Raw genomic sequence first — 12,783 nt, 5'->3', positions numbered from 1 at the left:
ATGGCTCGTGGCGTTCGCCAATGGCCAGGGTCGACGTTCGCTGGTTTCCTGGAAACGCCCAATATGTCGCTTTTAAAGGTAAAGAGGGGGGCCGGTGGCCGTCGAGCAACGCGGCATTGAGCTGGTATCGCAGCAGGAGAGGTACGGCAGGCCCCGCGACCTGCTCTTCCTGTGGTCGGGGACGACGCTCGGCATCTTCACCCTGGTCTACGGCACGGTCGTCGTGTCCCTCGGCCTCAGCTTCCCGCAGGCGGTGGCGGCGATCGTCATCGGTAACCTGCTGTCCTTCCCGCTGGTCGGACTGACCAGCCTCCAGGGCCCGGCCGTAGGCACGTCCACGATGGCCGTCTCCCGCGCGGCGTACGGCCCCAAGGGCGCCCGCGCGCTGGGCTTCTTCGGCTGGCTGAACATGGTCGGATTCGAGGCGGGCGGCATGGTGCTGATCACCTTCGCCGCGCTCGCGCTGCTGGACAAGGCGGGCGTCCACGATCAGGGGATCGGGCTCAAGGTGGCCGTGATCCTGGTGGCCGCGCTGATCCAGCTCGTGCTCCCGCTCGTGGGGCACGCCGCCGTCATGAAGGCTCAGAAGTACTTCACCTGGGTGTTCGTCGCCATGTTCGCGATCATGGCCGTGCTGATCGGGCCGAAGGTGGAGATCACCGCGAGCGGCGGCGCCGACTTCGCCACGTTCACCGGCGCCGTCGCGCTGGTCATGTCCTGCGGCGGGCTCTCCTGGGCCCCGCTGGGCAGCGACTACTCCCGCTACCTCCCGCAGAGCGCGAGCCGCAAGGCGGTCTTCGGCTACGCCGCACTCGGCGGCTTCGTGCCGTACGTGCTGCTGATGACGCTGGGCGCGGCGGTGGCCACCGTGGTCAAGGACGCGGGGGACCCGATCTCGGGCCTGCCCGGCGCGCTGCCCGGCTGGTTCACCGTGCCCTACCTGCTGCTCGCCATGGTGACGCTGTTCGCGGTGAACACCACCGACCTGTACTCCTCGGGCCTGAACCTGCAGGCGGCCGGGATCAACGTCAAGCGCTGGGTCGCGGTCGTGGCCGACCTGGTGATCTGCGTCGCCGTCACCTATGTCGCCGTGATGTCCGACTCGTTCAACACCATGCTGAACACCTTCCTCGGCCTGCTGATCATCTGGCTGGCGCCGTGGGCCGGGGTCTACCTCTCCGACTGGCTGCGCCGCAGGGGCTCCTACGACGGCCCGGCGCTGTTCGACGAGAGCCCGGCGAGCCCCTACTGGGGGCATGGCGGCATCCGGTGGTCCGGCATGGCCGCGCAGATCATCGGCATGATCGCGGCGGGGCTGTGCATCAACTCCGTCGCGTTCGTCGGCTGGATCTCGCAGGCGATGGGCGGCGCGGACTTCAGCATCTTCGCCGGGGCGATCGTGGCGGGCGTCACCTATCTGGCGCTGGAGCTGGTGCTGAAGCGGCGGCCCGCCCTGCAGACCGCGCCCGACGCCGCCTGACCTCGCACCCCGGAGAAACCCGAAGAAGCCCCGGAGAAGCCCCGGAGAAGCCCCGGAGGCATCCGGAGAAGACCGGACAGTTCCGGAGAGACCCGTCAGCCCCCCGCCTGAACCGGTCGCGGGGAGCGGCCGGAGCCCGCGCTGACCGCGCCCCGGCCCGCTCCCGGCGCGACCACGACAACGAAAGGCACGACATCCGATGGCCGACCGCCTCCTGCTCGACGTCGCCTACGGGCGACGCCCCGCCGACCGCATCATCACCGGCGGCACGCTGGTCAACGTGCTGACCGGCGAGACCTACCCCGCCGACGTCGCGATCAGCGGCACGCGGATCGCGGCGGTGGGGGACCTGCCCGAGGCGCTGCGAGGCCCCGACACCGAGATCATCGACGCGCGCGGCGGCTACCTCGTGCCCGGCCTGATCGACGGCCACCTGCACATCGAGTGCAGCAAGCTCTCGGTCACCAGCTTCGCCGACCTGGTCGTCCCGCTCGGCACGACCAGCGTGGTGTCCGGCCTGGACCAGATCCTCGTGGTCGACGGCCTGCCCGGTGTGCGGAGCTTCCTGGACGAGTCCAAGAACACCGGCATGCGCATCTGGTGGGGCGCCCCCGCCAAGGCGCCGTACACGGTGCCGGAGTCGACGGTCGGCCACACCTTCGGGCCGGAGCAGCACGCGGAGGCGCACACCTGGCCGGAGTGCGTGGGCGTGTGGGAGACCGTCCAGGAGATGGTGGAGCACGGCGACCCCGCGGTCATGGACGCCCTCGACCTGGCCGAGCGGCACCGGCTGCCCGTCTTCGGCTGCGCGCCGCTGTCCGACGCCCGCCGGATCGGCGGCCTGGCCGCGGCCGGGGTGCGCCTCGACCACGAGTCGTACTCGCACGAGGAGATGCTGGAGAAGCTCCGCCTCGGCATGTACGGGATCGTCCGCGAGTCGTCGGTGGCGCACTTCCTGGACGAGAACATCCAGGTCGTGGCCAAGGTCGGCGCGCGGCGCGTGGCGTTCTGCACCGACGACGTCCACGCGGCCGACGTGCTGGCCGGCGGGCACATGGACAAGCTGGTCCGGATGGCCGTCAAGGCGGGCGTCGACCCGGTGACCGCGATCCAGATGGCCACGATCAACTGCGCCGAGATGTACCGGATCGACCACCTGGTCGGCAGCATCGCCCCCGGCCGCTTCGCGGACGTGCTGATCGTGGACTCGCTGGAGGACTTCCGCGTCCGCGAGGTCGTGGCCGGCGGCGCCCTGGTGGCGCGCGGCGGCACCATGATCACCCCGACGGCGCCGCCGGAGCGCGGCGCGGTGCGGCCGCTGCCCGTCCGCGAGGTCACCGCCGATGACCTGGTGCTGCGCGCGCCCGAGGGCGCCTCGCAGGTGACCGTGCTGACCATGAACATGACGCCGGAGCAGGTGTTCGTGCGCAAGCGCCGCGATGTGACGCTGCCCGTCACCGGCGGGCTGGTCGAGCCCTCGGTGGCCGAGGATGCGCTGCTGGTCACCGTGGTCGAGCGGTACGGCAAGACCGGAAACATGCCGGTGGCCATGGTGAGCGGCATGGGCCTGCGCAAGGGTGCGATCGCCACCAGCGCCGCCCCTGACGACAACAACATCATCTGCGTGGGCGCCTCGCGCGCCGACATGGCGGTCGCGATCAACGCGGTCGTCGCGGCGGGCGGCGGCCAGGCGGTCGTGGTGGACGGCGAGGTCGCGGCGCTGCTGCCGCTGCCGGTCGGCGGCATCGTCTCCGACCTGCCCGCGGCCGAGATGGCCGCCGCCGAGACCCGGCTCGACGACCTGGCGCGGGAGCTGGGCTGCGCGCTGCCCGCTCCGCTGATGTACCTGTTCTTCCTCTCGATCACCGCGATCCCGGACTACGCGATCACCGACCTCGGCCTGGTCGACTGCGTGGCCCTGGACGTCATCGACCCGATCATCTCGGAGGCCTGACATGCCCGAGTCCATGAAGGACTTCATCGCCGGACTGCCCAAGTGCGAGCTGCACCTGCACATCGAGGGCACGCTCGAACCCGAGCTGAAGTTCGAGCTGGCGAAGCGGAACGGCCTGGCCCTGCCGTACGAGTCGGTCGAGGACATGCGGGCCGCCTACGACTTCGACGACCTGCCGTCGTTCCTGTCGGTGTACTACGAGGGCATGAACGTCCTGCGCACCGAGCCGGACTTCTACGACCTGGCCATGGCGTACCTGAGCAGGGCCGCCGCGCAGAACGTGCGGTACGCGGAGATCTTCTTCGACCCGCAGGCGCACACCTCGCGTGGCGTGCCGTTCGACGTGGTGGTCCGCGGCCTGCGCCGGGCGCTGATCGACGCCGAGAACCAGCTCGGCGTCCGCGCCCAGCTCATCATGTGCTTCCTGCGCGACTTCCAGGCCGAGTACGCCATGGCGACGCTGCTGGAGTCGCTGCCGTACCGGGAGTGGATCGTGGGCGTCGGCCTGGACTCCGACGAGAAGGGCAACCCGCCGGCCAAGTTCGCGGCGGTGTTCGCCCGGGCCCGGCAGGAGGGCTACCTGCTGACCATGCACTGCGACGTGGACCAGGAGAACTCCACCGAGCACATCCGCCAGTGCGTCGAGGAGATCGGCGTCAACCGGATCGACCACGGCGTCAACTCCCTGGAGGACCCGAAGCTGGTCGAGGCCATCAAGGAGCGCGGGCTCGGCCTGACCGTGTGCCCCATCTCCAACGGGTACGTCACCGACTCGATGAAGACGGACGCCATCCGCCGGATGCTCGACCTGGGCCTGCGCGTCACGATCAACTCCGACGACCCGGCGTACTTCACCGGCTATGTGCAGGAGAACGTGGCCGCGGTGCAGGAGGCGCTCGACCTGTCCCGTGAGGAGCTGGTCCGGCTCCAGCGCAACGCCTTCGAGATCACCTGGCTGCCCCGCCAGGTGAAGGACGCCTACCTGGCCGAGCTGGACGCCTACGCCGCGTCCTGAATCGGCGAACCGGCACGCCCGTCCGGCCCGGCGCATGCCGGGCGGGGCGGGCGTCGCCGCGTCAACCGGAGGAGAGCCGCCGGAACAGGGCGAGGCTGCGCTCCTCCAGGTGGCGCAGGCCGAGGCGGCGGTGCGTCTCACGGCCGGCTTCGGCGTGGGCGAGCGCCCCCGCGACGTCTCCGGTCCGGTGGAGCAGCATCGCCACCACGTCGTGCAGAGCACCCCAGGAGACGCATCCGGTGCCGAGCGTCACCAGCTCGGCGGCGATCGGCCGCAGCTCGTCGAGCAGGTCGCCGGGGTCGGGACGGCCGAGCCTGGCGGCGATGAGCCCCCACTGCCACATGACGAACTGCCAGGTCCAGTCGCGCTGGACGGCCGTGCCCCAGCGGTCCATCAGCCGGTGCGCGAGCCCCTCGTCGCCCGACTCCACCGCGGCGAGCACGGCCGTGGGCCGTACCAGCAGGTTGGACTCGTTCGCGCCGCCCTCGACCAGCGCGGGCAGGAGCGCCGGCCCGCGTCCCTGGCCCCATTCACAGAAGAACGTGCCGATCAGCTTGAGGGGGTCGGGTCCCCACAGGCTGGTGCGGCGGAAGGCGCCCGTGGCGAGGCCCACCAGACGGGTCGCCTCCGTCCAGTCGCCGCCGAGGATGGCGCGCCCGGTCGTGGCGAACGTGACCTGGGTCTCGATCTCCGGCATCCGGACCTCGTCGATCATCCGCAGGCAGCGGGCCAGCTCCGCGTCGTACTCGGCGAGCCGTCCGGCGCGGAGCAGGGTCGGCATCCGGTGCAGGCGGGCGATGATCTCGGTGGCGCGCGGCAGCGCGGGCAGGGTGAGAATCTCCTCGGCGGCCCGGCAGCGCTCCTCCTCGTGCTCCGGCCGCCACGCCGCGATGACGAAGTTGTTGAGGGCGCACCATGCCCTGGTCGACCATGCCGTAGTGGCGCCAGTTCCACAGCGTCACGCCGCCGAAGACCGCCGCGGCCTCGATGACGGCCTCGTCGTCGCCGATCTGGGTGCCGAGTGTCACGGCCTCGTCGAGCGTGGCGCGCGCCCCTTCGACATCGCCGGTCGCCCGCCGGGCCCGGCCTAGCTCGATCAGCAGCCGGCAGCGGCGCACCGCCGGCTCGCCGGTGGCCGCCTCAAGAGCCCGTTCCCAATGCATGACCGCCTCGTCGTAGGCGAGCGTCGCCGCGGCCCGGCGCGCCGCCTCGGCGGCGTACGCGATCGCCTTGCCCGTGTAGCCCACCCGGGCGGCGAGCCCGAAGTGGCGGGCGAGGGCGGACAGGCGCGAGGCGGCGTCACCGTGGGACAGGCTCTCGACGGCCTCGCCGACCCGGCCGTGGAGCTGGGCGCGCTGGCGGCGGCTCAGGCCCGAATACAGTGCCTCCTGCACCAGAGCGTGGGAGAAGCGGTAGTCCCAGCCGCCGTCCACCTCGACCAGCAGGCCCGTGGCGACGGCGGGCTCGAGCAGGGTCATCAGCCGCGCGCCGCCGATGCCGGTCGCGGTCTCCAGCACGTCGGCGTCCACGTCCCTGCCGATCACGGCCGCCGTCCGCAGCAACGTCTGAGAGTCCTCGGGCAGGCGGGACACCCGCTGGTTGATGACGTCCCGTACGCCGTCGGGCACGGCGAGGGCGAGCACGTCCGAGGCGTCCACCCGGTCCTTCGTGCGGACGCTGGACAGCAGGCGCAGCATCTCTCCGAGGAAGAACGGGTTGCCACCGGTCCGGTCGTGCAGGGCGCGGGCGAGCTCGGGCTCCGTGGCCGGACCTCCCGCCTCGGCCAGGTAGTCGACGATCTGCTCAGAGGTCAGAGGGGCGACGCCCATCCGCTCGGTGCCGCGCTGCCGGGTGAGCTCGGCCAGCGTCTCGGACAGCGCCTGGCGGTCCGCGGCGGGCTCGGACCGGGTGGTCACGAGCACGAGGAGCGGTACGCGGTGCAGGTCCGCGCCCAGGAAGGTGAGCAGCTTGAGCGAGGCGGCGTCGGCCCAGTGCGCGTCCTCCATCAGGATCAGCACCGGCGACTCGGCGGCCTGCTGGAACAGGTTCCGCGTCACGGTGTCGTACAGGAGGAATCGCGCGGTGTCGGGGTCGGGGGCGCCGGGCTGGTCGCCGTCGCTGAGCCGGTGGGCGAGCCGGGGGAGATCGCCGGGCAGCGCCTGGAGCGCCTGGATCCACGGCCAGAACGCCGGGGCGCCGCTACCTTCGACGCACCGGCTCCACGCCACCGTGACGCCGCGTTCCGCGGCCATCTCGGCGGCTGCCTCGGCCAGGCGGGTCTTGCCGATGCCCGACTCGCCGGTGACGAGGAGCACGCCGCCGGCCGTCTGCCTGAGGTCGTCGAGCCGTTCTCCGATGCGGCGCAGGTGGGGCTCCCGCCCGACCAGCCGGGGGAGTGTCGGGCCGGGCGGTCTTCTCAGCTCGGCCACAGGTGGCGCGGCGGGGGACCAGGACCGGACCAGGAGCTCATCCTGGTTCAGGACGGCCTGCTCCAGCCCGCGCAGCTCAGGGCTCGGATCGATGCCCAGTTCGTCGCCGAGCAGCGCGCGGCACCGCTGGTAGGCGGCGAGCGCCTCGGCCTGCCTGCGGTCCTGGTACAGGGCGCGGATGAGCAGCGCCCACAGGCCCTCGCGGTACGGCTCCCTCTCGAGCAGCCGCTCGACCTCGACCGCGGCGGCGGCCGGACGTCCGAGCGCGAGCCACGCCTCCGCCCGGACCGTGAGCGCCGACAACCGGACGGCGACCAGCCGGGCGATCGTGGACTGTGCGAAGGCCTCGTCGGTGAAGTCGGTGAGCGGGTCTCCCCGCCACTCCACCAGCGCCGGGCGCAGGATCCGCTCCACGTTCTCCGGTTTGCCGTCCGCCAGAGCGGCGTAGGCCGCGTCCGCGGCGCGGGCGAAGCGCTCGGCGTCGAGCTGGGAGGGGGTGATGTCCAGCAGGTAGCCGGGCTCCCGGGTACGCAGGACGCGGGCGGGGGAGCGCGGGCTACGACGGGGCTCCAACGTCCGGCGCAGGTGCGAGATGTACGCCTGGAGCGTTCCCGTGGCGCTCGACGGCGGTTCGTCGGCCCACAGCCGGTCGATGAGCTGGTCGAGCGGCACCACATGCGGTGCGTTCAGCAGGAGAAGCGCCAGCAGGGCCCGCTGCTTCCGTGACCCGATGTCGAGGCGGGCTCCCGCGCCGTCCACGACCTCCAGAGTTCCGAGGACGCGGAAGTCGAGCCGGTTCCCCGGCTGCGAGGAGGCTCCGCCTGCCCGGCGACCCGGCGCGTCCGCGTCGTCCACACCCGCCCGCATCATTTCCCCCGAACGAGCCAGGCCGCTGATTTCCGGCTCATCATACTGATATGTCGGTTGATGTCTGATCGCGCTGGTGAGCCCGCCACGCGGCCGCTTGCGCGGCTCTTGGACGTCGCTTGGATTCCGGCGGGACGGCCTCAACCAGCCTCCAAGTCGATGGTGCGACAACTGGGTCCGCTGAGACACACATCCCAGTCACACATCTCAGTCACACATCGCGACATCAGGAGAAGATATGGACACCACGCACTCCTCTATGGAGGCCGCACTGCGCCGCGAGGTCATCGGGCCCGTCCTGATCCCCGGCCAGGACGGGTTCGAGGAGGAGGCCGCCGGCTTCAACCTCGCCGTACGGCACCGCCCCGCCGTGATCGTGGGGGCGACCGGCGTGGAGGACGTCGCCGCGGCGGTGCGGCTCGCCGCGGCGCACGGACTGCCGGTGGCGGTGCAGGCGACCGGCCACGGTGCGGTTCAGGCGGCGGACGGCGCGTTGCTCGTCAGCACCCGCCGGATGAGGGAGATCGTCGTCGACCCGATGGCCCGGACCGCGAGAATCGGCGCCGGCTGCACCTGGGCCGAGGTCGTCGCCGCGGTGTCGCCGTACGGTCTGGCGCCGCTCAGCGGCTCGGCGTCCGGCGTCGGCGCGGTCGGTTTCACGCTGGGGGGCGGCATCGGGCCGATCGCGCGGACGTTCGGGTTCGCGGCCGACCACGTCCGCGAGATCACGGTCGTGACGGGAGACGGCCGGATCCGCACAGCCGACACGGGCCGGGAGCCGGACCTGTTCTGGGCGCTGCGTGGCGGGAAGGGCGGCTTCGGCGTCGTCACCTCGATCACCGTTGACCTGTTCCCCATCACCGCGGTGTACGGCGGGGGCCTGTTCTACGCGGGCGAGGACGCCCCGTCGGTCCTGCACGCCTACCGGACCTGGACGGCCACGTTGCCCGAGGCCACCACCACCTCGGTCGCCCTGCTCCGCCTCCCTCCGCTGCCCGAGCTGCCGCCGCAGCTGAGCGGGCGGTTCGTCGTCCACCTCCGGATCGCCCACATGGGCGAGGAGCGGGAGGCCGAGGCGCTGCTCGCTCCCATGCGGGCCGTCGCCGCGCCGGTCCTCGACGCCGTCGGGCCTCTGCCGTACACGGCGCTCGACGCCATCCACCAGGACCCTGTCACCCCGATGCCGGTGGCCGAGCGGGGCATGCTCCTGCGGGAGCTGACCGGTGAGGCCGTGGACGCCCTGCTCGCCGTCGCCGGCCCCGCGGCCCAGGTCCCCCTCGCTGTGGTGGAGCTGCGGCAGCTCGGCGGCGCGCTGGCCCGCGAGCCCAAGGAGCCCAACGCCGTGGGCGGGCGCGACGCGGCCTTCTCCCTGCTGGTCATCGGCGCGCCGGTGCCCGAGCTGATGGACTCGGCCGTCCCGGCCGCCGTCCGGACGGTGGTCGAGGCCGCCGCGCCGTGGTCGACGGGAGGGACGATGATCAACTTCCAGGGCTCCGCCCTCGCCCCCGAGCAGCTCTCCCGGGCGTGGCCCGAGCCCGTGCTGGCGAGGCTCGCCGAGCTGAGGGACCGCTTCGACCCGGCGAACCTGTTCCGCTTCGGCCACGTCGTGCCCCGGCGTTCCGGTCGCTGACGCGCGCCGCGAGAGGGCGGAGGTGTGCGGGGACCTGCGAATCAGCGCATTCTGAGGGCGAGCAGGAAGTCCACCCGCTCCTCCAGCGTGTTGAGGGAGCGGCCGGTCAGCTCCTCGATCCGCTTCAGCCGGTAGCGCAGCGTGTTGACGTGGACGTGCAGCCGGTCGGCCGTCGCCGCCCAGGAGCCGGACTCCTCCAGGAAGGTCTCCAGCGTCTCGATCAGGTCGGTCTGGTTGGCGGCGTCGTACTCCTGCAGCCGGCCGAGCAGGCGGGTGCGGAACGACCGGCGCAGGTCGCCGGGGATGGCCGCGAGCAGTGACCGGTGTGAGCCGACGTCCTCGGCGGTCATCGCGCTCACCCGGTCGCGCCCCAGCGCCGCCAGGGTGCGCGCGTGCCGCGCTTCCTCGATGAGGCTGCTCAGCCCGGCCGGGCCGGTCGTCACGCTGCTCAGCCCGAGCGCGATCCGGGCCTTGCCGAGACCGGCCTCCAGGGTCCGCGCGCCGCGCAGCACGTGCTCGGCGATCTCCTCGGCGGTGTTGCCCGCGAGCGGCACGAGCGCGACCGCCTCGCCGTCCTCGCGCGCGGTGGCCACGCCCGGCGCGATCGGGCGCAGCAGCTCGTCGAGGACGGCGGCGCCGACCTCGTCCGCCCGGGCCACGCCCTCGATCCGCAGTGTCGCCGCGAGGAGCCCGTGCTCGGTCTCGACGTGCAGCGTGTGCAGTCGCGAGACGACCCCGGGCAGGTTGGCCTCGCCCGAGGCGAGCAGGTCGAGGAGCTGGTCGAACACGCGCCGCTCGATCCGCTGCGCGGCCTCCAGCCGGGAGCGTTCCAGCGCCACCAGCGCGGCCAGCTCCACGATCAGGTCCTCGTGCTCGCCGCCGACGCCCGCCTGCTCCCCGGCGTACGCGAGGAACCAGTTGGCGATGCGGTGCGGCGCGCCCTTGCTGACCGGGAAGACCGACAGCAGCGTGCCGTCCTCCCGCGTGGACATGCCGGGCAGGAACCGCGCCGACAGGAACGAGTGGGCGAGCCGGGCGCGGTCGTGGGCGGCGAGCGGCTGCGACCCCACGATGACCCGGCCGGTGGCCGACATCACCCAGCAGGGCACGTCCAGCTCTCCGGCGACGGCGGTGACCAGCTTGGTCAGGCTGCCGCCGTCCACGAGCACGCTCGCCAGCCTGCGCCGGGAGCCCTGGAGGCCGCGGGGCGCGGCGCCGAGCTCGTCGATCAGACGACGCAGGACGTACTCGGTGACCGCGCTGAACGGCACGTCCACCGACAGGCAGAGCAGCGGCAGGCCGGCCTCGGCGCAGGCGTCGATCAGGTCGGAGGGCGGCACCTTCAGCGCGGTGCCCGAGCAGAGCGCGGTCACCCCCACCCCGGCGAGTGCGGCGACGAAGCGCCGCGCGGATTCGGGGCCGTCGTGCCAGGTCAGCTCGGTGAGGACCAGCTCTCCGGGCTTGACGAACCTGGTCGGATCGGGCAGGTCGGTCGTGGACACGCCACGCACGCGCCGGTCGAGCAGGTCGTGGCCGGTCAGGACCTTCAACCCCAGATGGTCGACCTGGCACAGGTCCCGCAGCCGCATCTCTCCCAATCCCGTAGCTGTCCGATTTCTTCCGTCGAATGCTCTATTGAGAGTATCGGCAGCTCAGACGGGCCACTCCTCTCGCCGCCAGGCGGCGTCCCAGAACATCCACTCGTAGCGCGCGGTGGTGGTGGCGTTGGCGAGGAGTCGCCCGCGTTCGTCGTCGGTCAGGCCGGCCGCGACCTCGTCGAGCAGGTCGAGCACGCCCGCGACGGTCTCCTGGTACTCCGCGCCGCCGTACGTCTCGATCCACCAGGCGTACAGCGGGTCGGGCGAGGAGCGGCCGAGCAGGGTCTCGCCGACGCGGGCGTAGATCCAGTAGCACGGCACGATCGCGCCGAGCGCCTCGGCGAAGGTGCCGAGGTGGCAGGCGCGCAGCAGGTACGACCCGTAGCCGAGCGCGGTCGGCGGCGCCGGGTGGCGGCGCGCCTCCGCCTCCCCGATGCCGAACGCGTTGAGCAGCTCCACGTGCAGGCTGTGCTCGACCTCGACGGTGCGGGCGGCGTCGGCGGCGAATCGCTGGACGGCGGCCGGGTCGGGCGCCTTGACGGCGCACGCGGCCAGCGCCCGCGCGTAGTCGGGCAGGAAGTGCGCCTCCTGCAGGACGAAATGCCGGAAGACCTCTTTGGGGAGGGAGCCGTCGGTCAGCCCGGTGAGGAAGGGGTGGGCCAGGATCTCGTGGTAGATCCCGTCCATCGCCCGCCACAGCTCGTCGCGGAAGGGACGCATCCGCCGATGCTATCCAGCCCGCCGACGAGCCCGGCGTCCAGTCCGGGTGAGGGGGCCGCCGTCTAGATCCAGCCCTTGCGGGAGGCCTGTACGCCGAGCTGGAAGCGTGTCTGGGCGCCGAGGACGTCCTGCAGCCTGGCGATCCTGCGGGCGACGGTGCGCTCGCTGACCCCGAGCTCGCGGGCGATGGACTCGTCGGTGAGTCCGGCGCTGAGGTAGCTGAGCAGCCGGCGTTCCTCGGCGGTCGGGCCGGCGTCGAGGTCGTCCGCCTCTACGGTGGCGGCGAGGGGCACCGCCATTCTCCAGAACGACTCGAAGATCCCGGTGAGTCCCGTCAGGAGGCCCGACGGCTGGATCGCGATGGCGTGGCGCGTCTCGCCGTCTCCCCGGAAGATCAGCAGGGCCTCGCGGTCGTCGCCGATGAGCATGTGGAGGGATATGTCGGGGAACACGCGGGCCTGCTCGCCGGCCTCGACGCAGGTGCGCAGGGCGGCGAGCGCGGCGGGCCGGCGCAGGATCTCGGCTCCGTAGACCGCCCGGATGGCGACGCCGCGGGCCAGCGCCTCGAGGGTGCCCGCCGCCACCCGCGGGGTCTCCTCGGGACGTGAGACCGGTCCGAGGACCAGCGCCCGCACCTCGCCCTCCGCCTGGTCGAGCAGCTTGCGCTCCATCGCCGCCGTGCCGTCCGCGGAGGCGACGCTCTCGAGGTAGCTCGCCGACCGCTGGTGATCCTGCCAGATCCTGGCCAGTACGGCGGCGCTCTCCCTGGCCAGCAGCGCCTCACGCGCGCGGCGCTCGGCGTAGGACGCCAGGGCGCTGAGCGGGGGCAGCGGGGACACGCGGCCGTCCTCCACGGTGACCAGCCCCAGCGCCTCCAGCTCGGCCAGCGCACGCTCGAGGTCGTCGCGCAGCGCGGGCAGGGCCTCCACGGGGCTCTGGCCGGCTTCGGCCAAGGAGAAGTAGATCGCTTCGGCCGTCGGCGAGAGGCCGAGCGCCTGTAAGGGTCTCACCGTGTCGCTCACCTTCCCGAGGAGTCCGGGAGTCTCGAGGAGCCCCGAGGAGATCGCGGACGCAACCGAGGGCGCTCCCT

The 12,783-nt window shown here is 72.4% G+C and carries 9 protein-coding genes; 4 read left to right on the top strand and 5 right to left on the bottom strand.

Features of this window, described 5'->3' with window-relative positions; translation table 11 throughout:
• Positions 1-94: 94 nt before the first annotated feature.
• The 3 genes from ACQP1V_RS22935 (at position 95) to ACQP1V_RS22925 (ending at position 4,449) form a co-directional block, all read left to right on the top strand.
• Positions 95-1,480: a purine-cytosine permease family protein gene (locus tag ACQP1V_RS22935; protein WP_433411555.1), complete on the top strand. Its 1,386-nt coding sequence runs from the start codon at positions 95-97 to the stop codon at positions 1,478-1,480.
• A gap of 199 nt (positions 1,481-1,679) precedes the next feature.
• Positions 1,680-3,434, top strand: a complete 1,755-nt coding sequence (locus ACQP1V_RS22930) for an adenine deaminase (RefSeq protein ID WP_433411553.1) — start codon at positions 1,680-1,682, stop codon at positions 3,432-3,434.
• A gap of 13 nt (positions 3,435-3,447) precedes the next feature.
• Positions 3,448-4,449, top strand: a complete 1,002-nt coding sequence (locus ACQP1V_RS22925; RefSeq protein WP_067139395.1) for an adenosine deaminase — start codon at positions 3,448-3,450, stop codon at positions 4,447-4,449.
• 61 nt (positions 4,450-4,510) lie between these two features.
• On the opposite strand, the gene ACQP1V_RS22920 is transcribed toward ACQP1V_RS22925, so the two are convergent.
• Together ACQP1V_RS22920 and ACQP1V_RS22915 are read right to left on the bottom strand one after the other, a co-directional pair.
• Positions 4,511-5,062, bottom strand: coding sequence for a hypothetical protein (locus tag ACQP1V_RS22920; protein WP_433411551.1), 552 nt, complete (start codon positions 5,060-5,062; stop codon positions 4,511-4,513).
• Positions 4,980-7,733: a BTAD domain-containing putative transcriptional regulator gene (locus ACQP1V_RS22915; protein WP_433411549.1), complete on the bottom strand. Its 2,754-nt coding sequence runs from the start codon at positions 7,731-7,733 to the stop codon at positions 4,980-4,982. The genes ACQP1V_RS22920 and ACQP1V_RS22915 overlap by 83 nt, the downstream gene beginning before the upstream one ends.
• A 250-nt stretch (positions 7,734-7,983) precedes the next feature.
• Between ACQP1V_RS22915 and ACQP1V_RS22910 the strand changes: the two genes are divergently transcribed.
• The gene (locus ACQP1V_RS22910; protein WP_433411547.1) at positions 7,984-9,375 is read left to right on the top strand and encodes an FAD-binding oxidoreductase; all 1,392 of its coding nucleotides are present in this window, start codon (positions 7,984-7,986) and stop codon (positions 9,373-9,375) included.
• 41 nt (positions 9,376-9,416) lie between these two features.
• On the opposite strand, the gene ACQP1V_RS22905 is transcribed toward ACQP1V_RS22910, so the two are convergent.
• The 3 genes from ACQP1V_RS22905 to ACQP1V_RS22895 form a co-directional block, all read right to left on the bottom strand.
• On the bottom strand, positions 9,417-10,964 hold the full coding sequence (locus ACQP1V_RS22905; protein WP_433411545.1) for a PucR family transcriptional regulator: 1,548 nt from the start codon (positions 10,962-10,964) through the stop codon (positions 9,417-9,419).
• Positions 10,965-11,027: 63 nt separating this feature from the next.
• Positions 11,028-11,693, bottom strand: coding sequence for a thiaminase II (gene tenA, locus ACQP1V_RS22900; protein WP_067139086.1), 666 nt, complete (start codon positions 11,691-11,693; stop codon positions 11,028-11,030).
• Positions 11,694-11,755: 62 nt separating this feature from the next.
• A complete protein-coding gene (locus ACQP1V_RS22895; RefSeq protein WP_433411543.1) occupies positions 11,756-12,703 on the bottom strand; it encodes a helix-turn-helix transcriptional regulator in 948 nt (315 codons plus the stop codon).
• Positions 12,704-12,783 lie beyond the last annotated feature (80 nt).

This window comes from Microtetraspora malaysiensis (genome assembly GCF_050947145.1).
Lineage (GTDB): Bacteria > Actinomycetota > Actinomycetes > Streptosporangiales > Streptosporangiaceae > Microtetraspora_A > Microtetraspora_A malaysiensis.
This window is presented reverse-complemented; position numbering and strand designations above follow the sequence as displayed.